21 protein-coding genes are annotated in these 22,285 nt (G+C 65.4%); 20 read left to right on the forward strand and 1 reads right to left on the reverse strand.

What is annotated here, in order from left to right; all coding sequences use genetic code 11:
- The 4 genes from ACK4S9_RS16295 to rlmD all read left to right on the forward strand — a co-directional run.
- The coding region (locus ACK4S9_RS16295; RefSeq protein ID WP_409727582.1) for a protein-L-isoaspartate(D-aspartate) O-methyltransferase at positions 1–737 on the forward strand (737 nt) is incomplete at its 5' end.
- Positions 738–941: 204 nt separating this feature from the next.
- Positions 942–1,853 carry a peptidoglycan DD-metalloendopeptidase family protein gene (locus ACK4S9_RS16300; RefSeq protein WP_409727585.1) on the forward strand — a complete coding sequence of 304 codons (912 nt, stop codon included), beginning with the start codon at positions 942–944 and terminating at the stop codon, positions 1,851–1,853.
- A gap of 23 nt (positions 1,854–1,876) precedes the next feature.
- Positions 1,877–2,869: an RNA polymerase sigma factor RpoS gene (gene rpoS, locus ACK4S9_RS16305; protein ID WP_409727588.1), complete on the forward strand. Its 993-nt coding sequence runs from the start codon at positions 1,877–1,879 to the stop codon at positions 2,867–2,869.
- 114 nt (positions 2,870–2,983) lie between these two features.
- Positions 2,984–4,369, forward strand: a complete 1,386-nt coding sequence (gene rlmD / locus ACK4S9_RS16310; RefSeq protein ID WP_409727591.1) for a 23S rRNA (uracil(1939)-C(5))-methyltransferase RlmD — start codon at positions 2,984–2,986, stop codon at positions 4,367–4,369.
- A gap of 139 nt (positions 4,370–4,508) precedes the next feature.
- Here rlmD and ACK4S9_RS16315 read toward each other — a convergent pair whose 3' ends face one another.
- Positions 4,509–5,207, reverse strand: a complete 699-nt coding sequence (locus ACK4S9_RS16315) for a Bax inhibitor-1/YccA family protein (RefSeq protein ID WP_409727594.1) — start codon at positions 5,205–5,207, stop codon at positions 4,509–4,511.
- Between the two features lie 232 nt (positions 5,208–5,439).
- Between ACK4S9_RS16315 and ndk the strand changes: the two genes are divergently transcribed.
- The 16 genes from ndk to ACK4S9_RS16395 all read left to right on the forward strand — a co-directional run bounded on the left by ndk (position 5,440) and on the right by ACK4S9_RS16395 (position 22,236).
- The gene (ndk, locus tag ACK4S9_RS16320) at positions 5,440–5,865 is read left to right on the forward strand and encodes a nucleoside-diphosphate kinase (RefSeq protein WP_027867147.1); all 426 of its coding nucleotides are present in this window, start codon (positions 5,440–5,442) and stop codon (positions 5,863–5,865) included.
- Positions 5,866–5,989: 124 nt separating this feature from the next.
- Positions 5,990–7,159, forward strand: coding sequence for a 23S rRNA (adenine(2503)-C(2))-methyltransferase RlmN (gene rlmN / locus ACK4S9_RS16325; protein WP_409727597.1), 1,170 nt, complete (start codon positions 5,990–5,992; stop codon positions 7,157–7,159).
- Positions 7,159–7,956 carry a type IV pilus biogenesis/stability protein PilW gene (gene pilW / locus ACK4S9_RS16330; RefSeq protein ID WP_409727600.1) on the forward strand — a complete coding sequence of 266 codons (798 nt, stop codon included), beginning with the start codon at positions 7,159–7,161 and terminating at the stop codon, positions 7,954–7,956. The genes rlmN and pilW overlap by 1 nt, the downstream gene beginning before the upstream one ends.
- Positions 7,957–7,980: 24 nt before the next feature.
- The gene (locus ACK4S9_RS16335; RefSeq protein WP_409727603.1) at positions 7,981–8,994 is read left to right on the forward strand and encodes a helix-turn-helix domain-containing protein; all 1,014 of its coding nucleotides are present in this window, start codon (positions 7,981–7,983) and stop codon (positions 8,992–8,994) included.
- An 11-nt stretch (positions 8,995–9,005) separates the two neighbouring features.
- Entirely contained in the window at positions 9,006–10,289 is a 1,284-nt protein-coding gene (ispG, locus tag ACK4S9_RS16340) for a flavodoxin-dependent (E)-4-hydroxy-3-methylbut-2-enyl-diphosphate synthase (RefSeq protein ID WP_409727606.1), read from the forward strand.
- Between the two features lie 105 nt (positions 10,290–10,394).
- Positions 10,395–11,753, forward strand: coding sequence for a histidine--tRNA ligase (hisS, locus tag ACK4S9_RS16345; protein ID WP_409727609.1), 1,359 nt, complete (start codon positions 10,395–10,397; stop codon positions 11,751–11,753).
- Positions 11,754–11,802: 49 nt separating this feature from the next.
- Positions 11,803–12,474: a YfgM family protein gene (locus ACK4S9_RS16350; protein ID WP_409727612.1), complete on the forward strand. Its 672-nt coding sequence runs from the start codon at positions 11,803–11,805 to the stop codon at positions 12,472–12,474.
- Positions 12,475–12,557: 83 nt separating this feature from the next.
- Positions 12,558–13,739 (forward strand): outer membrane protein assembly factor BamB, encoded by a 1,182-nt coding sequence (gene bamB / locus ACK4S9_RS16355; protein WP_409727615.1) that lies wholly within the window; start codon positions 12,558–12,560, stop codon positions 13,737–13,739.
- Positions 13,740–13,748: 9 nt separating this feature from the next.
- A complete protein-coding gene (gene der / locus ACK4S9_RS16360) occupies positions 13,749–15,092 on the forward strand; it encodes a ribosome biogenesis GTPase Der (RefSeq protein WP_409727618.1) in 1,344 nt (447 codons plus the stop codon).
- Between the two features lie 140 nt (positions 15,093–15,232).
- On the forward strand, positions 15,233–15,469 hold the full coding sequence (gene hfq, locus ACK4S9_RS16365) for an RNA chaperone Hfq (RefSeq protein ID WP_026354376.1): 237 nt from the start codon (positions 15,233–15,235) through the stop codon (positions 15,467–15,469).
- 32 nt (positions 15,470–15,501) lie between these two features.
- Positions 15,502–16,680, forward strand: a complete 1,179-nt coding sequence (gene hflX, locus ACK4S9_RS16370; protein ID WP_409727691.1) for a GTPase HflX — start codon at positions 15,502–15,504, stop codon at positions 16,678–16,680.
- Between the two features lie 3 nt (positions 16,681–16,683).
- On the forward strand, positions 16,684–17,970 hold the full coding sequence (gene hflK / locus ACK4S9_RS16375; protein WP_409727622.1) for an FtsH protease activity modulator HflK: 1,287 nt from the start codon (positions 16,684–16,686) through the stop codon (positions 17,968–17,970).
- Entirely contained in the window at positions 17,970–18,842 is an 873-nt protein-coding gene (gene hflC, locus ACK4S9_RS16380; RefSeq protein WP_409727624.1) for a protease modulator HflC, read from the forward strand. Before hflK ends, hflC begins: the two co-directional genes overlap by 1 nt.
- Before the next feature lie 347 nt (positions 18,843–19,189).
- Positions 19,190–20,344: an ATP phosphoribosyltransferase regulatory subunit gene (locus ACK4S9_RS16385; RefSeq protein ID WP_409727626.1), complete on the forward strand. Its 1,155-nt coding sequence runs from the start codon at positions 19,190–19,192 to the stop codon at positions 20,342–20,344.
- 3 nt (positions 20,345–20,347) lie between these two features.
- Positions 20,348–21,664 carry an adenylosuccinate synthase gene (locus tag ACK4S9_RS16390; protein ID WP_409727629.1) on the forward strand — a complete coding sequence of 439 codons (1,317 nt, stop codon included), beginning with the start codon at positions 20,348–20,350 and terminating at the stop codon, positions 21,662–21,664.
- A 32-nt stretch (positions 21,665–21,696) separates the two neighbouring features.
- Complete coding sequence (locus ACK4S9_RS16395; protein ID WP_409727631.1) at positions 21,697–22,236, forward strand: phosphoribosyltransferase; 540 nt, start codon at positions 21,697–21,699, stop codon at positions 22,234–22,236.
- The last annotated feature ends 49 nt before the right edge of the window (positions 22,237–22,285 follow it).

Below are 22,285 nucleotides of genomic sequence, written 5' to 3' on the forward strand. Positions count from 1 at the left end.
CCGGCAGCGCGGTTCGCCCGGCCGCGCCGCCCCCGGCGCCGCGCCCGCCGGGCTATGCCCAGGCGCATGCGCCCGCGGCGCCGGTCGCGCAGCGTTCCGACCTGATGGCATCGGAAGCGGTGCGCCGTGCGATGGTGGGGCGCGTGGCGAAGCAGGGCGTCAAGGACGGCATCGTGCTGGCCGCGATGGAAGCGGTGCCGCGCCACCTGTTCATCGAACCGGCCCTGTCGGCCCAGGCGTACATCGACGCCTCGCTGCCGATCGGGCACAACCAGACGATTTCGCAGCCCTACATCGTCGCGCGCATGATCGAAGCGATGCGGGCGGGCGGCCAGTTGGGCCGCGTGCTCGAGATCGGCACCGGCTGCGGCTACCAGGCCGCCGTGCTGTCCTTCGTCGCGCGCGACGTGTACTCGATCGAGCGCATCAAGCCGCTGCACGAGCTGGCCAAAACCAACCTGCGGCCGCTGAGGATTTCGAACCTGCGTTTGCAATATGGCGATGGTATGCTAGGCTTGCCGCAGGTAGCGCCATTCGACGGCATCATCCTTGCGGCTGCGGGACTCGAAGTGCCGCAAGCCCTGCTCGAACAACTGGCCATCGGCGCGCATCTCGTCGCACCGGTTGGCGCCCAGGTCCAGCACCTGCAACGTATTACCCGCATCGGCAAAAGCGAGTGGGCCAGCGAGACGCTGGAAGCGTGCCACTTCGTACCGCTGCGCCCCGGCACAATCTAGCATGGCCTGCGTTGTTGCGTCCCGGACGGGCCGCGCGCTGCAGCCTGTCCCGGCCTGCCGGGTCAACCCCGCCGGCCCGGACGGCGTTGAAGAGCCTGGTCCAACCGGCATGACCACGGCTGACGATGTCCGCCGGCGTGCTGCAATCCCGGCGCTGCTGCCGGGACGGCCCGCCATAGAACATGAACAGAAAATAGAAAGACAATGAACCAAGCTTCCCACTTACCCCGCCTTGCACTGCTCACTCTTGCCTTCGGCCTGCTGGCCGGCTGTAACTCCCTGACCCGCCAGGCGCCGGTCGTCGAGCGCACCGGCGCTTCCGTGGCCGAGCGTCCGCGCCCGGCCCCGGCTGCGCGCGCCGAAGAGTCGAAAGCGGACGAGAAGGGCATGTACACCGTGCGCCGCGGCGACACCCTGCTGCGCATCGCGCTGGACCACGGCGAGAACTACCGCGACATCGTCGCCTGGAACAACCTGCGCGACCCGGACGACATCAAGGTCGGCCAGGTCCTGCGCGTGGCGGCGCCGGAGCGCGGCGAGCGCAGCGCAGGCGTCCAGACCCAGCCGGTGCCGGTGCCGCCGCCGGCCGTGCCGCGCAAGACCGAACCGCGCGCCGACAAGCAGCCTTACAACGAGACCGTCGCGGCAGCCCGTCCGGAATCGGGTACCCGCACCGAGTCGCTGCGCCCGTCGGCGCCGGCGCCGGCCGCCGCCGCCCCGGCGGTCGCCGCGGTTGCCAGCGGCGACGAGAAGCTGAGCTGGATGTGGCCGGCGGAAGGCCGCATCGTCGCCACCTTCGACGAAGGCCGCAACAAGGGCATCGACATCGCCGGCCGCCCGGGCCAGCAGGTGGTGGCGGCAGGGGCCGGCAAGGTAATGTACGCTGGCAGTGGCATCCGGGGTTATGGTAACCTCGTAATCGTCAAGCACAACAACAGCTTGCTGTCGGCATACGCGCACAACCGCAAGATCGTCGTCAAGGAAGGCGACAACGTGGCCAAGGGCCAGATGATCGCGGAAATGGGCGACTCGGACGCCGACTCGGTGAAGCTGCATTTCGAGATACGCCAGCAGGGCAAGCCGGTCGACCCCGCGAGGTTCCTGCCCGGCCGCTAGAGCTTAGAGGATGTAAAGAGAGCATGACGCAGCCGCCGCACTCGCTGGACCAGCAGGAATCAGACGAGTTTCCGGACGAACCGGAACACGGCGGCGGCGCTGCGGCCGACGGCGAGGGCATCCTTCCCGGTCCCGAGCTCGACACGGTGGACGAGTTGCGCAAGGTCTTGCAGGCCGAACTCGCCACCGACACCACCCAGCACTACCTCAACCAGATCGGCACCCGCCCGCTCCTGACGGCGAGCGAGGAAGTCCAGGTCGCGACCCAGGCCAAGGCGGGCGACTTCGCGGCGCGCCAGAAGATGATCGAGCATAACTTGCGCCTGGTCGTCTCGATCGCCAAGCACTACATCAACCGCGGCGTGGTGCTGCTCGACCTGATCGAAGAGGGCAACATCGGCCTGATGCGCGCGATCGACAAGTTCGAACCGGAGCGCGGGTTCCGGTTTTCCACCTACGCCACCTGGTGGATCCGCCAGAGCATCGAGCGCGCCATCATGAACCAGGCGCGCACCGTGCGCCTCCCGGTGCACATGGTGCGCGAACTCAACCAGGTGTTGCGCGCCAAGTACCATCTCGAGGCGCAGAAGCACGACGGCAAGGACGCGTCCTGCGAAGACATCGCCAGCCTGGTCGGGCGGCCGGTGGAGGAGGTGCAGGACATCCTGGCGCTGTCCGAGCACGCCGCCTCGCTCGACGCCCCGCTCGACAACGACCCGACCTCCAACCTGATGGACATGCTGCCCGACGACGGCGAGGCCAGTCCGGACGCGCGCGCCGAGCAGCACGAGATGACGGCCCTGGTGCGCGACTGGCTCACGCGCCTGCCCGACAAGCAGCGCCTGGTGGTCACGCGGCGCTTCGGGCTCGACAACGACGATCCGGCCACGCTCGAGACCCTGGCCGAGGAGATGGGCGTGACGCGCGAGCGGGTGCGGCAGATCCAGCAGGAGGCGCTGGTCAAGCTCAAGCGGGCCATGGCGGCGCGTGGCGTCGTGCGCGATTCGCTGCTGTAGCACCCACCCCCATTTCCTTGCTATCATGCTGCCCGGGCGCATTCGCCCATTTTTTATTTGCGAGCTCTCCGCACAGCTAGTCCTGTGCCCACTTCCTCTTTCTTTTTGACCAGCATGCAAGAAATTTTCATCGACATCAAATCCCTGGATGCGGACGCGCGCGGCGTCGGCCACCTCGACAACGAAGACGGCACCCCGGGCAAGGTGATCTTCGTCGAAGGGGCGCTGCCGGGCGAACGCGTCAGCTTTGAAACCCTGCGCAAGAAGAAGAACTGGGAGTCGGGCCGCATGGTCACTCTGCAGCGCGCCTCGTCGATGCGCGTGGAACCGAAATGCCAGCACTTCGGCTACTGCGGCGGCTGCTCGATGCAGCACCTCGAACCCTCGGCCCAGGTCGCGATGAAACAGCGCGTCCTCGAAGACAACCTCTGGCACCTCGGCAAAGTCAAGGCCGAGAACATCATGCGCCCGCTGTACGGCCCGACCTGGGACTACCGCTACCGGGCGCGCCTGTCGGTGCGCCACGTGGCCAAGAAGGGCGGGGTGCTGGTCGGCTTCCATGAGCGCGCCTCGTCCTACGTGGCCGACATCACCTATTGCGAGATTCTGCCGGACCACGTGGCGCGCCTGATCGTGCCGCTGCGCGAATTCGTCGGCCAGCTGTCGATCTACAACCAGATGCCGCAGATCGAGGTCGCGATCGGCGAAGAGGTCACGGTGCTGGTGCTGCTCACCAGGGCGCCGCTCCGCGCGGCGGACGAGGCCCTGGCCAGGGCCTTCGCCGACAAATGGGACATCCAGTGGTGGCTGCAGCCGAAGGGACCGGACACGGCCTATCCGTTCTACCCGCTGGGCAAGGAGTTGTACTACACGCTGCCCGAATTCGGCATCCGCATGCCCTTCAAGCCGACCGATTTCACCCAGGTGAACCACCAGATCAACCGGGTGCTCGTCTCGAAAGCCCTGCGCCTGCTGGAGGTGCAGCCGGGCGAGCGCGTGGCCGACCTGTTCTGCGGCCTGGGCAACTTCACGCTGCCGCTGGCGACCCAGGCGCGCGAAGTGGTGGGCATCGAGGGCAGCACCGCGCTGACCACGCGCGCGCTGGAGAATGCCCAGGCCAACGGCTTGGCAAGCAAGACCTCGTTCTCGACCCGCAACCTGTTCGAGGTGACGAAGGACGACCTGGTCGCGCTCGGCCATTTCGACCGCATGCTGGTCGACCCGCCGCGCGACGGCGCGATGGCGCTGTCGCTGGCGCTGGCCGACCTGCGCCAGACCCACGAGGAGCTGATGCCGCAGCGGATCGTGTACGTGTCCTGCAGCCCCTCCACGCTGGCGCGCGACGCCGGCATCCTGGTGCACAAGGCGGGCTACGTGCTCAAGAAGGCGGGGGTATGCAATATGTTCCCGCACACCTCGCACGTCGAGTCGATCGCCGTGTTCGAGCTGGGCGAGAAGCCCACGGCCACCGCTTACGAAGTCGCCGCCGAAGCCGCGTAAACACATTGGGGTCAGGTCTGACATTCGGACACGGCCTCAGGTGTCAGTACGGCTGAGCTTGTGTCCGAATGTCAGACCTGACCCCCTTGGTATAAAAAAAGCCGACCAATGGTCGGCTTTTTCGTTCGGCTGAAACCGCTTAGTCGCGGTCGCCGCCGGCGATGCCCAGCAGTTGCAGCAGGCTGGTGAAGATGTTGTACACGTCCAGGTAGATCGACAGGGTGGCGGTGATGTAGTTGGTTTCGCCGCCGTTGACGATGCGCTGCACGTCGTACAGGATGAAGGCCGAGAAGATACCGATCGCCAGCAGCGAGATCACGATCGTCAGGGCCGACATCTGCAGGAAGATGTTGGCCACCGCGGCCAGGATCAGCACGATCACGCCGGCCATCAGCCAGCTGCCCATGCCCGAGAAGTCGCGCTTGGTGGTGGTGGCGATGCTGGCCATCACGGCGAACACGCAGGCGGTACCGCCGAAGGCGGTCATGATCAGCGTGCCGCCGTTCGAGTAGCCCAGGGTGTGCTGCAGCAGCGGGGTGAGCATCAGGCCCATCACGAAGGTGAAAGCCAGCAGCAGGCCCAGGCCGACCGCCGAGTCCTTGAACTTCTGGATCGCGAAGATGAAGCCGAAGGCGACCAGCATGAAGCCGATGAAGCCGAGGCCGCCGATGCCGGCCATCAGGTTGAACGACACGCCGATGTAGGCGCCCAGCACGGTCGGGATCATCGACAGCGCGAGCAGCCAGTAGGTGTTGCGCAGTACCTTGTTGCGCGTAACGTCGACCCGGCCGGCTTTAGTCAGGTCGATCGTGCTGCGGGGTTGCGAATTAGGGATCATGTTGCCTCCGGTTGGTGGATGAGCGTCACTGAAAACCATACAAGCTGATGCTTAGCAGAGCCTTAAATCAGGACGATTTTGCTCCGCAACTCTACCACTTTGCTTGCCAGTGCCGCAATATCGGTTATATGAGGCAGCTGTGGTAAAATTAAAGGTTAATTGAGTTCCAAATTCAGTTGCAGGAGCCTCAAGAGGTTCTTGATCCAAACCATTCTTTTTATTGGAGTTTTACATGGCAATCGAACGCACCCTGTCGATCATCAAACCGGACGCAGTTGCAAAAAACGTGATCGGCCAAATCTATAGCCGCTTCGAGGGCGCTGGCCTGAAAGTTGTCGCTGCCCGCATGACCCAGCTGTCGCAAGCCGAAGCCGAAGGCTTCTACGCCGTGCACGCAGCGCGTCCGTTCTTCAAGGACCTGGTCAACTTCATGATCTCGGGCCCGGTGATGATCCAGGTGCTGGAAGGCGAAGGCGCGATCCTGAAGAACCGCGACCTGATGGGCGCCACCGATCCGAAGAAAGCAGAAGCCGGCACCATCCGCGCCGACTTCGCCGACTCGATCGACGCCAACGCCGTCCACGGTTCGGACGCCGCTGAAACCGCTGCCGTGGAAATCGCGTACTTCTTCCCGGCATTGAACGTCTACTCGCGTTAATTAGCAGGGGGAGCGCAGTCCGGGGCGCGCCCCGGTCGATTCCCCCGGACTAATTGAAAGAGTGAGCCACTCGTCCACGACCCAGGGTCGGCACGGGTGGCTTCAGGAAATAAAGGATTTTGCCATGACGACTCTCACCAACTTGCTGGACTTCGATCCCGCGCAACTCGTTGCGTATTGCGCCGAGCTGGGTGAGAAACCGTTCCGCGCCAAGCAGCTCCAGCGCTGGATCCACCAGTTCGGTGCGTCCGAGTTCGACGACATGACCGACCTGGCCAAGTCGCTGCGCGAAAAACTCAAGACCCGCGCCGAGATCCGTGCCCCGGGCATCATCAGCGACCATACCTCGACGGACGGCACCCGCAAGTGGCTGGTCGACGTCGGCAATGGCAATGCCGTGGAGACCGTGTTCATCCCGGAAGAAAATCGCGGCACCCTGTGCATCTCCACGCAAGCCGGCTGCGCCGTCAACTGCCGCTTCTGCTCGACCGGCAAACAGGGCTTCAACCGCAACCTCACCGTGGCCGAGATCATCGGCCAGTTGTGGATGGCCGAGTTCGAGCTGCGCCGCACGAAAGGCATCGAGCCGGGCCCGAAGGGCGAGCGCCAGATCACCAACGTGGTCATGATGGGCATGGGCGAGCCGCTGCTCAATTACGAGCCAACGGTGACGGCGCTGAAGATGATGCTGGACGATAACGCCTACGGCCTGTCGCGCCGCCGCGTGACCCTGTCGACCTCGGGCGTGGTCCCGAACATCGACAAGCTGTCCCAGGACGTGCCGGTGGCCCTGGCCGTGTCGCTGCACGCCTCGAACGACGCCCTGCGCGACATCCTGGTGCCGCTGAACAAGAAATACCCGCTGCGCGAGCTGCTCGCCGCCTGCAAGCGCTATCTGGAATTCGCCCCGCGCGACTTCATCACCTTCGAATACTGCATGCTCGACGGCTTCAACGACAGCGACGAGCACGCGCGCGAACTGATCGCCCTGGTGAACGACCCGGTGGTGGGGGTGAACTGCAAGTTCAACCTGATCCCGTTCAATCCGTTCCCCGAATCGGGCCTGACCCGCTCGAAGAACCCGCGCATCAAGGCCTTCGCCCAGGTCCTGATGGATGCCGGCATCGTCACCACCGTGCGCAAGACGCGCGGCGACGACATCGACGCCGCCTGCGGCCAGTTGGCCGGCGAAGTGCAGGATCGCACCCGCGTGGCCCAGCGCATGGAAAAGATGGCCGAGTACCAGAAGAAGTTCGGCGCCGACTTCGGACGCATCGTGGAGATTCCGTCCTGATGGGAAGCAACGCCGGTCGTGCAGCGCTCCTGTTCGTTGCGGCCCTGGTGGCCGGCTGCGCCAGCCATGGCGGCGGTAGCGGCGAACTGAAGACCGCGTCCGACGTGACGGCGGCGGAGAAGCGCGCCGCGATCCGGTTGCAATTGGCGGTCGGCTACTACCAGAATGGCCAGCACGAGATCGCCCTCGACGAGGTCAAGCAGGCGCTCGCGGCCGACCCCGGCAACGCCGAAGCCCACGGCCTGCGCGCATTGATCTACACCGCGATGGGCCAGTTGCCCCTGGCCGACGAGAACTACCAGGCCGCCCTGCGCCTCAAGCCGGGCAACCCGGACCTGTCGAACAACTACGGCTCCTTCCTGTGCACCTCGCTGAACCGTCCGGCCCAGGCGATGCCGTATTTCGAGACGGCGCTGCGCAGCCCGGCCTACCAGACACCGGTGAGCGCGCTGGTGAATGCGGGCCTGTGCAGCATCCGCAGCAAGAATTTCCAGGCCGCCGAGCGCTACCTGCTCGAGGCCTTGCGTTACAACCCCGACCTGCAGGCAACCAATGCCGGCCTGGCGCGGACCTATTACGAGCGGCGCGACTACCCGCGCGCCGGTTTTTTCATTAATCGCCTGATCGAGACCTCGAAAATCGACACGCTTTCGGCCGACGCGTTGTGGCTGGCTTTGCGCGTGCAGCGCAAGCTGGGCGACCGGACGCAGGAAGCCAGCCTGGCAGCCCAGCTGCGGCGGCGCTTCCCCGGCTCGCAGGAGTACGCGGCGTTCGAGCGCGGGGCATTCGATGAGTGAACTAGCTAGAGTGAGACGAGCAACATGAACGAGCATGCAGACCAGCCGGCGACGCCGGGCAACGACGCTGGCATTCCCGGCAAGACCCTGCAGTCCCAGCGTGAAGCGATGGGCTGGAGCGTGGAGCAGGTGGCCGACCAGCTGAAGCTGGCGCCGCGCCAGGTGGTGGCGCTGGAAGCCGGCGACTACGCCTCGCTTCCGAGCCCGGCCGTGACGCGCGGCTTCGTGCGCGCCTATGCCAAGCTGCTGAAGATCGACGCCGCTCCGCTGGTCGCCAAGATCGAGATGAACATGCCGCCCGAAGCCCAGGCCGGCGCCACCGCCTCGATCCCGCGCCGCGAGCAGCGTCCGGCCTCGTTCTCGCAAAGCCGCTTCCCGATCGGCGGCAAGCGCAACAAGGTGCCGGTCGGCCTGATCGCCGGCGTGGCGGTCCTGGTCGCCGCCGGCGCCGCGCTCTGGCACTTCGGCCTGATTCCGGGCAGCCGGCAGCCTGAGGCCGACAATGGCGGCCTGCTCGAGACGCCGGTGGTGGTGACCCCGCACGGCGGCACGGCGGCGCCGGCGCCCCATGACCCGCTGCAGAATCCGTCGGTGCCGCTGATCTCGGTGCCGGCGCCGGCAGGCGAGGGCGCCGCGCCGGCAGGCACGGGCACGCCGCCGGCAGCACCGGCAGGCGCCGCGGGCACGACGCCGCCGGCCGCTGCGCCAGGCGCCGCACCCGCAGCCGGGACGCCGCCTGCTTCCGCCACCACGCTGGCAGCCCCCGTGACCGTGGTGCCGGCAGCGGCGCCCGCAGTCGCCGGCGCCAACGCGCTGGTGCTGAACGTGCGCGAAGACGCCTGGATCGGCGTGGTCGTCGGCGGCAAGCGCCTGCTGTGGCGCGAGGTCAAGGCCGGCTCGACCGAAACTTTCGACGTCACCGGGCCGGGTGTGCTCACCGTCGGTAATCCCGGCGCCGTCACCGCGACCCTGCGCGGTTCGCCTGTCAGCCTGGAGCAGTCTCCGGGCAAGAAATTCGCGCAAGTGTCTTTGAAATAATGGAACGGAACATGATCGTGAACGAACCCTGCATTGGCGAGCCGATCCCTTCGGGCCCACTGGCGCGCCGCGCCAGCCGCAAGGTGGCGGTCTCGCATGGCAAGCGCACCGTCTGGGTGGGCGGCGACGCGCCGGTGGTGGTGCAGTCGATGACCAACACCGACACCGCCGACGCGATCGGCACCGCGATCCAGGTGAAGGAACTGGCGCGCGCCGGTTCCGAGATCGTGCGCATCACCGTGGACACCCCGGCCGCGGCCGCCGCGGTGCCGGCGATCCGCGAACAGCTGGACCGCATGGAGATCGACACCCCGCTGGTGGGCGACTTCCACTACAACGGCCACCTGCTGCTGCGCGACTATCCGGAATGCGCGCAGGCGCTCTCCAAATACCGGATCAACCCGGGCAACGTGGGGCAGGGCGCCAAGCGCGACACCCAGTTCGCCCAGATGATCGAGATCGCCGCCAGGTACGACAAGCCGGTGCGCATCGGCGTCAACTGGGGCTCGCTGGATCAAGCCTTGTTGGCGCGTATCATGGATGAGAACGCGGCCCGCGCCACCCCGTGGAGCGCCCAGGCCGTGATGTACGAGGCGCTCATCACTTCCGCGATCGAGAACGCCGTGCGCGCCGAGGAAGTCGGACTGGCGCGCGACAAGATCATCCTGTCGTGCAAGGTCTCGGGCGTGCAGGACCTGATCGCGGTCTACCGCGAACTGGCGCGCCGCTGCGACTACCCGCTGCACCTGGGCCTGACCGAGGCCGGCATGGGCAGCAAGGGCATCGTCGCCTCGACCGCGGCCCTGTCGGTGCTGCTGCAGGAAGGCATCGGCGACACCGTCCGCATTTCCCTGACGCCGGAACCGGGCGGCGACCGCACCCGTGAAGTGGTGGTCGGCCAGGAGATCCTGCAGACCATGGGCCTGCGCAAGTTCACCCCGATGGTGATCGCCTGCCCGGGCTGCGGACGCACGACGTCCACCGTGTTCCAGGAACTGGCGGACAACATCCAGACCTTCCTGCGCGAGCAGATGCCGGAATGGAAGAAGACCTATCCGGGCGTGGAAGCGATGAACGTGGCCGTGATGGGCTGCATCGTGAACGGCCCGGGCGAATCGAAGCACGCCAACATCGGCATCAGCCTGCCGGGTACGGGCGAATCGCCGGCGGCGCCGGTGTTCGTCGACGGACAGAAGGTCGCGACGCTGCGCGGCGAGCGCATCGTGGAGGAATTCAAGACCATCGTGCTGAATTACGTACAAAAGAACTACAGCCGCGAAGCCGTGACGAATTGAATTGGTAGGGTGGGCAGGTCTCCTGCCCACGCGGTCAACTAGTGCATGCACTGTTCGACCGCGTGGGCGGCGAAGCCGCCCACCCTACGAGAAGCGAAAGAAACTATGTCCAAACCAGAAAAAATCGTCGCCGTCAAAGGCATGAACGACATCCTCCCGCAAGACGCACCGATGTGGGAGCTGTTCGAGAACACCGCCGAAACCATCCTGAAGAGCTACGGCTACCAGAAGATCGTCACGCCGATCGTCGAGGACACCTCGCTGTTCGCGCGCGCCATCGGCGCCGTCACCGACATCGTCGAAAAGGAAATGTACTCCTTCGAGGACTCGATGAACGGCGATCAGCTGACCCTGCGCCCGGAAGGCACCGCCGGCGCGGTGCGCGCCGTGATCGAGCACAACCTCGTGTACGACGGCCCCAAGCGCCTGTGGTACAAGGGCCCGATGTTCCGCCACGAGCGTCCGCAGCGCGGCCGCTACCGCCAGTTCTTCCAGTTCGGCGCCGAAGCCGTCGGCTTCTCGGGCCCGGACATCGACGCCGAGCTGATCATGCTGTGCCGCCGCCTGTGGGACGACCTCGGCCTGCGGAACGTGCGCCTCGAGCTGAACTCGATCGGCAATGCCGACGAGCGCCTGCGCCACCGCGCCGACCTGATCGCCTACCTGGAAAAGCACGAGGACATCCTCGACCTAGAGGCCAAGCGCCGCCTGCACAGCAATCCGCTGCGCATCCTGGACACCAAGAACCCGGCCATGCAGGACATGGTCAACGCCGCGCCCAAGCTGCTCGACTATCTGGGCGAGGAGTCGCTGGCGCACCTGGAAGGCCTGAAGAAGATCCTGGACCGCAACGCGGTGCAGTACACCATCAACCCGCGCCTGGTGCGCGGCCTGGACTACTACAACCGCACCGTGTTCGAGTGGGTCACCGACGAACTGGGCTCGCAGGGCACCATCTGCGCGGGCGGCCGCTACGATCCGCTGATCGAGCAGTTCGGCGGCAAGCCGACGCCGGCGGTCGGTTTCGCGATGGGCATCGAGCGCATCATCGAGCTGATGAAGGGCCTGGGCGAAACGCAAACGCCGAGCCAGTGCGACGTCTACCTGGTGCACCAGGGCGAGGACGCCCAGATGCAAGCCTTCATCCTGGGCGAGCGCTTGCGGGATGCCGGCCTGGATGTTGTGTTACATTGCGCAACGCCGGCAGGTGCGGGCAGCTTCAAGAGCCAGATGAAGAAGGCCGACGGCAGCGGCGCCGCGTTCGCCGTGATCATCGGCGAGGACGAGATCGCGAACCAGAAGGCGGCGGTCAAGTCCATGCGCGGGGAAGCCGGCGAGCAGCAGCAGGCCAGCGTGCCCTTCGAAGAGGTGGTCGACTACGTGGTCGACCAGATCGTCGGAGGCGGCGGCCACGACTGCGACGACGAGAATTGCAACGAGCACGGGCATCACCACCGTCCGTAACAGCAGCAAGCACCATCCATCCTAATAACAACCAGCAACTGAGCAGACCATGGCATACGACCTCGAAGAACAGGAACAGATAGCGAACTTCAAGGCCTTCTGGGCCCGATACGGCAACCTCATCATGGGCGTGCTGATCGTCGCGCTGCTGGCCTACGCCGGCTACAACTTCTGGCAGTCGCGCCAGCGCACCCAGTCGGTCGAAGCCTCGGCCCTGTACGACGAGCTGCAGGTGGCGCTGAGCGCCAACGACAACGCCAAGACCCAGCGCATCGCCGGCGACATCAAGCAGAAGTATGAAGCCACCGTGTATGCGCAGATGGCCGGCCTGGCGGCCGCCAAGACGGCCTTCGAGGCGAACGACCTGAAGACCGCCAAGACCCAGCTGCAATGGGTGGCGGATAATGGCAACGACGAATACAAGGCGATCGCGAAACTGCGCCTGGCCGGCGTGCTGCTGGACGAGAAGTCCTTCGATGCCGCGCTCAAGCTGCTGAACGAGACCTACCCGCCGCAGTTCTCGGCCGAAGTGGCCGACCGCAAGGGCGACGTGCTGGTGGCGCAAAACAAGATCAGCGAGGCGCGCCAGGCCTACGTGGCCGCGCTGGCGGCGATGCACAAGGATAATCCGGGCCGCCAGCTGGTCCAGCTCAAGCTCGAAGCCATCGGCGGCACCGTGCCGGAAGAGAAAGACGCCAAGGCCACCGCGGCCGCGGCGTAATCCAAGATTGACAGGCCCGCGCACGCCGCGAAGGCGCGCGCGGGCTTTGCGTCCTCTACAGTCCTGAAACAAGGTTACAAAATATGCGTATCAGCAGCAAACTTGTTGGTGTTGGTGTCCTGGCCCTGGTGACCGGCTGCTCGAGCCTGAGCCCGTCAAGCATGGTCAACAAACTCAGCTCGCTCAATCCTTTCGCATCGAAGTCGAAGACCGACCAGCCGGCGCCGCTGGTCGAACTGAAGGCCACGATGGCCGTGCGCACCGCGTGGAAGCTGGACATCGGCAAGGCCGGTCCCTACACCTTCTCGCCTGCGCTGGCGGGCAACACGGTGGTGGTGGCCGGCGGCAATGGCGACATCGCCCGTGTCGAGGCTGACAGCGGCAAGCAATTGTGGCGCGTCAAGGCCGGCAGCGAACTGTCGGCCGGTGTCGGCACCGACGGCAACCTGATCGCGGTCGGCGGCACCAAGGGCACCGTGATCGCCTTCGATATGGACGGCAACAAGCTGTGGACCTCGCAACTGTCGAGCGAGCTGCTGTCCGCGCCGGCGGTGGGCCAGGGCATCGTGGTCGCCCGCAGCCTGGACAACCGCATCGTCGGCCTGGACGCCAAGACCGGCGAGAAGAAATGGACCGTGCAGCGCGTGACGCCGTCGCTGACCCTGCGCACCGCGCCGGGCATGGTCGTCAACGGCAGCGACGTCATCGTCGCCCAGCCGGCCGGCCGCCTGTCCTCGATGATCCTGGCCACCGGCGCGCCGCGCTGGGACCAGGAAGTGGGCGTGGCGCGCGGCGCCACCGAACTGGAACGCGTCACCGACATCGGCGGCGCCCCGGTGCTGTTCGAGGGCGAGGTCTGCGCCGCGTCCTACCAGGGCCGGGTCGCCTGCTACGACGCCGCCAGCGGTTCGCCCAAGTGGACCCGCGACCTGTCGTCCGAAGTCGGCGTCGCCGTCGACCAGCGCTTCGTGTTCGCGGCGGACGACAAGGGCGCGCTGTACGCCTTCAACCGCGACACCGGTTCGAACGCCTGGAAGAACGACAAGCTGGCCTTCCGTCGCCTGTCGACCCCGGTCTCGTTCGGCCGCGCGGTGGCGGTGGGCGACTACCAGGGCATCGTGCACTTCCTGTCGCGCGAGGATGGCTCTTTCCTGGCGCGCGCCGCCCTTGATGGCAGCGCCGTCATCGGCACCCCTCTGGTGGCTGGATCGCACCTGATTTTTCAAACACAAAATGGAACTGTGGCCGCCATCGCGGTCGAATAGAATAACTACATGAAGCCGGTAATCGCACTCGTAGGTCGCCCGAACGTCGGGAAGTCGACCCTGTTCAATCGCCTGACCCGTTCGCGGGACGCGCTGGTGGCCGACCTCCCTGGCCTGACCCGCGACCGCCACTATGGCGAAGGCCGGATCGGCGAACGTCCGTTCCTGGTCATCGACACCGGCGGTTTCGAACCGGTGGCCAAAGAGGGCATCATGCACGAGATGGCGCTGCAGACGCGCCAGGCGGTGGCGGAAGCCGACGTCGTCGTGTTCATCGTCGACGGCCGCCAGGGCCTGACCCCGCACGACAAGACCATCACCGATTACCTGCGCAAGACGGGCCGCAAGGTCATGCTCGTAGTCAACAAGTCCGAGGGCATGAAGTACACCTCGGTCACCGCCGATTTCTACGAACTCGGCATGGGCGACCCCTACGTCATTTCGGCCGCCCACGGCGACGGCGTGCACGACCTGGTGAACGAAGCCCTCGACTTCGCCTTCGCCAACCGTCCGGACGAGGAAGACGAGCCGGAACACCCGGACCACGGCATCAAGATCGCCATCGTCGGCCGCCCCAACGTCGGCAAGTCGACCCTGATCAACACCCTGGTCGGCGAGCAGCGCGTGATCGCCTTCGACATGCCGGGCACCACCCGCGACTCGATCGAAGTGCCCTTCGAGCGCGAGGGCAAGAAGTACACCCTGATCGACACCGCCGGCATCCGCCGCCGCGGCAAGATCTTCGAGGCCATCGAGAAGTTCTCGGTGGTGAAGACGATGCAGTCGATCTCGGACGCCAACGTCATCGTGCTGCTGCTCGACGCCCAGCAGGACATTTCCGAGCAGGATGCCCACATCGCCGGCTTCATCCTGGAGTCGGGCCGGGCGCTGGTGGTGGCCGTGAATAAATGGGACGGCCTGCAGTCGGACGACCGCGACCAGGTCAAGAATGACCTGGACCGCAAGCTCGACTTCCTGTCTTTCGCGAAAACGCACTTCATCTCGGCCCTGAAGGGCACCGGCATCAGCCAGCTGATGAAGTCGGTGGATGCGGCCTATGCCGCCGCCACCGCCAACCTGTCGACGCCGCGCCTGACGCGCGCGCTGCAGGAAGCGATCGAGAAGCAGGAGCCGAAGCGCAAGGGCAGCACCCGGCCCAAGCTGCGCTATGCCCACCAGGGCGGCCAGAACCCGCCGATCATCGTCATCCACGGCAATGCGCTGGAAGCCGTCAGCGACCCGTACAAGCGCTACCTCGAAAAGCATTTCCGCGACACATTCAACCTGGTCGGCACCCCGGTACGCATCGAATTCAAGTCCGGGAAGAATCCATTTGCCAAGGAGCAGAATTAAGCGTAGCAGTACGACAGAAAGTGGGGAAACAGGTTACAGTAGCTCAGGGCTTTCATTCGCCATAGCGGAATGTAGCCCAGGCACTTGAAATTAGGCAAACCGCCACTATTTTTAAACTACAACAACATTACGGAGCTGTTATGAGCAACAAAGGGCAACTGTTACAAGACCCATTCCTGAACGCTTTGCGCAAGGAGCACGTCCCCGTCTCCATCTACCTGGTCAACGGCATCAAACTGCAAGGCCACATCGAATCGTTCGACCAGTACGTCGTCCTGCTTCGTAACACCGTGACCCAAATGGTCTACAAGCATGCCATCTCCACCGTTGTCCCGGCCCGTGCCGTCAACCTCAACCTTGACTCCGAAGCCGAGTAGGGCCGATGGCTGACGCCCCCGGCAACACCTCCATGCGCGCAGCGCTGGTCGGCATCGATTTTGGCGCTGGCGATTTTTCCGCCAGCCTGGAAGAGCTGTCCCTGCTTGCGCGCTCCGCCGGCGCCGAACCGATCACCACGATCACGGCCAAGCGCAACAGTCCCGATCCCGCCCATTTCGTCGGCAGCGGCAAGGCCGACGAAATCAAGATGGCCTGCATTGCCGACGGCATCGACATCGTCATCTTCAACCATGCCCTCTCGCCTGCCCAGCAGCGCAACCTCGAGCGCAGGCTGGAGGTGCGCGTGGTCGACCGTACCAGCCTGATCCTCGACATCTTCGCCCAGCGCGCCCAGAGCCACGAGGGCAAGCTGCAGGTGGAACTGGCGCAGTTGCAGCACCTGGCCACGCGCCTGATCCGCGGCTGGACCCACCTGGAACGCCAGAAGGGCGGTATCGGCCTGCGCGGTCCCGGCGAAACCCAGCTCGAGACCGACCGCCGCCTGATCGGCGAGCGCGTCAAGATGCTGCGCACGCGCCTGACCAAGCTGCGCAAGCAGCACGAGACCCAGCGCCGCCAGCGCGGACGCAACCGGACCTTCTCGGTCTCCCTCGTCGGCTATACCAATGCCGGCAAGTCGACCCTGTTCAATACGCTCACCAAGGCCGGGGTGTATGTTGCGAACCAGCTGTTCGCGACGCTCGACACCACCAGCCGCCGCCTCTACCTCGGCGACGAGGCAGGCAGCGTGGTGATTTCCGATACGGTCGGCTTCGTGCGCGAGCTGCCGCACCAATTGGTGGCGGCCTTCCGCGCCACGCTCGAAGAAACCATCCACGCCGACCTGCTGCTGCACGTGGTCGACGGCAACTCGCCGGTGCGCATGGAGCAGATCGAACAGGTCAACGAGGTCTTGCGCGAGATCGGCGCCGATCATGTGCCCCAGATCCTGGTCTGGAACAAGATCGATGCGGCCGGGCTGGAGCCCGGGGTCGAGCGTGATGAGTATGATAAGATCAGCCGCGTTTTCATCAGCGCCCACAGCGGAGCAGGCCTGGACCTGCTGCGCGATGCCGTCGTCGAGGCGGCCATGGCGGCGCGCGAACAACAAGACCATGTGCGGGATGGGGAAGAACCGTCGGTGGACGGCACCCTGGCCAATTCTGCAGAGAACACTATGACAACCTCCACCCATCTCGGGCCCCACTAGCCTATGCTCGTTTCTTTACTAAAACGTTGCGGCATCAAATTGTCGCTGAACGACCCACGTTGGGGCCACAAGCCCGACGGTGACCACAAGGCCCAGGAGGGCCGCCGGCCGGGTGAAGGCCCGCCCGACCTCGATCAACTCTGGCGCGATTTCAATGCGCGCCTGAACCGCGTCTTCGGCGGCCGCAACAACGGCGGCGGCGACGGCGGCGGCGGCCCGGGCGGCCGCGGCGACATGCGCGGCGCCAGCGTGACCGCGGGCGTGGTGGCGGTGATCGTCGGCCTGATCTGGCTGGCGAGCGGCGCCTTCATCGTCCAGGAAGGCCAGACCGGCGTCGTCACCACTTTCGGCAAGCTCAGCCATACTACCGGCGCCGGCTTCAACTGGCGCTGGCCGTACCCGATCCAGGCCCACGAGACCGTCAACGTGTCGACGATCCGTACCGCCGAGATCGGCTACCGCGCCAACGTGCGCAACAAGCAGCCGCAAGAGTCGCTGATGCTGACCGACGACGAGAACATCATCGACATCCAGTTCGCGGTCCAGTACACGCTGAAGGACCCGGTCCAGTGGCTGTTCAACAACCGCGAGAACGACGAGACCGTGCGCCAGGTGGCCGAGACCACCATCCGCGAAGTGGTCGGCAAGAGCAAGATGGACTTCGTCCTGTACGAAGGCCGCGAGAAGGTCGCCGCCGACGTGCACCAGATGATGCAGCAGATCCTCGACCGCTATGCGCTGGGCGCGCTGGTCACCAACGTGACCATGCAGGGCGTGCAGCCGCCGGAGCAGGTGCAGGAAGCCTTCGACGACGCCGTCAAGGCCGGCCAGGACCGCGCCCGTGCCCGCAACGAGGGCGAGGCCTACGCCAACCAGGTGATTCCGCAGGCGCGCGGCCAGGCCTTCCGCCTGCAGCAGGACGCCGAAGCCTACCGCTCGATGGTGGTCGAGAACGCGCTGGGCAACGCCTCGCGCTTCGACCAGGTGGTGGCCGCCTATTCCAAGGCACCGGCCGTCACCCGCGACCGCATGTACATCGATACCATGCAGCAGATCTTCTCCAGCACCAGCAAGGTGATGGTGGATTCGCGCGCGGGCAATCCGATGATCTACCTGCCGCTGGACAAACTGATCCAGCAAGGCGCCGGCAACGAAAATGCCGGCGCCCGTTCGGGTCCGGTGCAGGTGCCGCAATCGTCGCCGCCGTCGGACGTCATGCAAGCCATGGATTCGGTGCGCCAGCGCGACAGCCGCAGCCGCGATTCCTCACGTGACAGGGAGAGCCGTTAATGAACCGCCTCGTAACTATTTTTGTGGCGGGCTTCATTGCCCTGATGCTGCTGTCGTCCACCGTGTTCGTGGTCGACCAGCGCCGCTTCGCCATCGTGTTCGCCCTGGGCCAGGTGCGCGACGTGATCACCGAACCGGGCCTGCACTTCAAGCTGCCGCCGCCGTTCCAGAACGTGATCTACCTGGACAAGCGCATCCTGACCCTCGATACGCCCGACGCCGACCGTTTCATCACGGCCGAGAAGAAGAACATCCTGGTGGATGCCTTCATGAAGTGGCGCATCACCGATCCGCGCCTGTACTACGTCAGCTTCAGCGGCGACGAGGCCCGTGCGCGCGATCGCCTGTCGCAGATCATCAAGGCCGCCCTGAACGACGAGATCACCAAGCGCACCGTGCGCGAAGTGATCTCGGGCGAGCGCGGCGCCGTGATGAACGCGGTGAAGGAGAAGGTCGTGGCCGAAGCCAAGGAGATCGGCGTGGGCGTGGTGGACGTGCGCCTCAAGCGCGTCGACTACATCGAGCAGATCAACAACTCGGTGTACGAACGCATGAAGGCCGAGCGCGTGCGCGTGGCCAACGAACTGCGCTCGACCGGCGCCGCCGAATCCGAACAGATCCGCGCCGACGCCGACCGCCAGCGCACCGTGATCATCGCCGAAGCCTTCCGCGAGGCCGAGAAGATCAAGGGTGACGGCGACGCCAAGGCATCGGTGATCTACGCCGAGTCGTTCGGCAAGAACCCGGAATTCGCCAAGTTCTACCGTTCGCTGGAAGCCTACCGCGCGACCTTCAAGAACCGTGGGGACGTGATGGTGGTGGATCCGAACTCGGAGTTCTTCAAGTACTTCAAGCAGCCGGGCGGGAAGTAATCCGGCCGGCGCTACCACCGCGCCTTGGTATTGGATCCCGGCCTTCGCCGGGATGACGGTCTTGGTTTGGGTGTTGCAGGCAGGGATAACGCATCTCGGCCAACCAGTCAAACCAACGTCATCCCGGCGCAGGCCGGGATCCAGTTTTACGTAGTACCGTGTTAACTCTTCAGTCTATACAAGCGTTGCAACATGGCACTCTGGCAACCTGCCAGACCTGTCAAACCAACATCCCCCGCCTACTGCTTACCATTTTCGGGTAAAATTGCCGATTCGGCGCTCGCACCGCGCGCCAGCACGCCCGTGCCCTTTGTACCGCTCTTGTCAACAACCCGTTAGCTCCGCCCATGCCGAATTGGCTATTGCCTGAAAATATCGCCGATGTCTTGCCGTCCGAAGCGCGCAAGATCGAGGATCTGCGCCGCAAGATGCTCGATACCTTCCGCCTGTACGGCTACGAACTGGTGATGCCGCCGCTGCTCGAGTACGTCGAGTCGCTGCTGGCCGGAGCCGGGCAGGACACCGAACTGCGCACCTTCAAGGTGGTCGACCAGCTCTCCGGCCGCCTGCTCGGCCTGCGCGCCGACATGACCACGCAAGTGGCGCGCATCGACGCGCACCTGTTGAATCGGGAAACCGTCACCCGCCTGTGCTACGCCGGCAGCGTGCTGCACACCCGTCCCTCGGGCCTGCACGCCACGCGCGAGCCGATCCAGATCGGTTGCGAAATCTACGGCCATGCCGGCCTGGAAGCGGACGCCGAGATCCAGGAACTGGCCCTCGGCACGCTGGCCCTGGCCGGCTTCGACAACGTGCGCCTCGACCTGTGCCACGTCGGCATCCTGCGCGCCATCCTTGCCGAAGACCCGGCCGCGCGCCGCGACGAAACCCGGCTCATCGCCATGCTGCGCGCCAAGGATACGCCGGGACTGGACGGGCTCACGCAGGATTATCTGCCCACCACCCGCAAGGCCCTGCTGGCGCTGCCGCACCTGTACGGCGACGTCGAGGTGCTGGGCCAGGCCAAGGAAGAACTGCCGGCGCTGCCGGGCGTCACCCGCGCGCTGGCCGAACTGGCCGCGCTGGCGGCAGGCGCCATCGGCCGCGCCGACGTGGCGATCGACCTGGCCGACCTGCGCGGCTACCAGTACGAAAGCGGCGCCATGTTCGCGCTCTACGTGCCGGGCCTGCCGAACGCGGTCGCAAGGGGCGGGCGCTACGACCATGTGGGCGAAGCCTTCGGGCGCGCGCGTCCGGCGACCGGCTTCTCGCTCGACCTGCGCGAACTGGCGCGGCTGCTGCCGCTGGCCGAGCGCAAGCACTCCATCCGCGCGCCCTGGGGCAATGCGCCGGAACTGAGGGAAAAGATCGCTGACCTGCGCAAGGCAGGCGAAGTCGTGATCCAGTCCATGCCGGGTCACGACAATGTTCAGGACGAGTTCGAGTGCGACCGCGTGCTCGTCCTCGAAAACGGAAATTGGATTCTCAAAAACTTAGGTTAAGTGATGTCAAATACTAACGTGGCAAAGAACGTCGTTGTCATCGGCACCCAGTGGGGCGATGAAGGCAAGGGTAAGATCGTCGACTGGCTGACCGACCATGCGGCCGGCGTCGTCCGTTTCCAGGGCGGCCATAACGCGGGTCACACCCTGGTGATCAAGGGCCAGAAGACCGCGCTGCAGCTGATCCCCTCGGGCATCATGCGCGAAGGCGTGGCCTGCTACATCGGCAACGGCGTGGTGGTCTCGGTCCCGGACGTGATGCGCGAAATCGACAAGCTGCAGGCCGCCGGCATCGAAGTGGTGTCGCGCCTGAAGATCTCGGAAGCCTGCCCGGTCATCCTGCCTTACCACGTCGCCATCGACAAGGCCCGCGAAGCCAAGCGCGGCGAGAACAAGATCGGCACCACCGGCAAGGGCATCGGCCCGGCCTACGAAGACAAGGTGGCCCGTCGTGCGATCCGCATCGCCGACCTGCTCAACGAAGAGCGCTTCGCCGAGAAGCTCAAGGAAAACCTCGAGTACCACAACCACGTGCTGGTGAACTACCTGGGCGCCGATCCGATCGACTTCCAGACCACCTACGACGACGCGATGGCCCTCGTGCCGCGCCTGCGCCCGATGGTGGGCGACGTCTCGTCGCAGCTGTACGCCGCCCACAAGGCCGGCGGCAGCCTGCTGTTCGAAGGCGCGCAAGGCTCGCTGCTCGACGTCGACCATGGCACCTATCCGTTCGTGACCTCGTCGAACTGCGTGGCGGGCAACGCCGCCGCCGGCGCCGGTGTCGGTCCGGGCATGCTGCATTACATCCTCGGCATCACCAAGGCGTATACGACCCGCGTGGGTTCGGGCCCGTTCCCGGCCGAACTGCCGACCGACGCCGGCGTGGGCGAGCACCTGTCGCGCATCGGCCACGAGTTCGGCACCGTGACCGGCCGTGCCCGCCGCTGCGGCTGGTTCGACGCCGCGCTGCTGCGCCGCTCGGTGCAGATCAACGGCGTGTCGGGCATGTGCCTGACCAAGCTGGACGTGCTGGACGGCATCGAGTCGCTGAAGCTCTGCACCGGCTACAAGATCGACGGTCGCGAGGTCGACATCTTCCCGGTCGGCGCCGAAGAAGCGGCCCTGTGCGAGCCGGTCTACGAAGAGATGCCGGGCTGGACCGAGTCCACCGTCGGCGCCAAGTCGATGGACGAGCTGCCGGCCAACGCCCGCGCCTACATCAAGCGCATCGAAGAACTGGTGGGCGTGCCGATCGACATGGTGTCGACCGGTCCGGACCGCGAAGAAACCATCGTGCTGCGCCATCCGTTCGCGGCATAAGCACCAACGTATAACAATAGGATTTACCTGAAATGAACACTCCTGCATCGACCGACAAGGACCTCTGGGTTTCGTGGGACGAGTACAACCGCCTGGTCGAGCGCCTTGCGCTGCAAGTGTATGAGTCGAACTGGAAGTTCGACATGGTGCTGTGCCTGGCGCGCGGCGGCGTGCGTCCCGGCGACGTGATCTCGCGCATCTTCGACGTGCCGCTGGCGATCCTGTCGACCAGCTCCTACCGCGAAGAAGCCGGCACCAAGCAGGGCAACCTGGACATCGCCAAGTACATGACGATGACCAAGGGCCCGCTGGCCGGCCGCATCCTGCTGGTCGACGACCTGGCCGATTCGGGCGTGACCCTGCAGAGGGTGCGCGAGCACCTGCAGACCAACTACCCGGACGTCTCGGAAGTGCGCTCGGCCGTCATCTGGGTGAAGGGTACGTCAAGCTTCAAGCCGGACTACCACCTGGAAGACCTGCCGCACAACCCGTGGATCCACCAGCCGTTCGAAGACTACGACGGCCTGCGCCCGCACCAGCTGGCGGCGTGGATGAAGAAGTTCGAGAAGTAATTCGCAGCGCCTGCAAGGCAAAGCGAACGGGCAGGAAAGGCGCAAGCCT

Origin of the sequence: Massilia sp., assembly GCF_046293535.1 — a bacterium.
Taxonomy (GTDB): Bacteria; Pseudomonadota; Gammaproteobacteria; order Burkholderiales; family Burkholderiaceae_D; genus Telluria.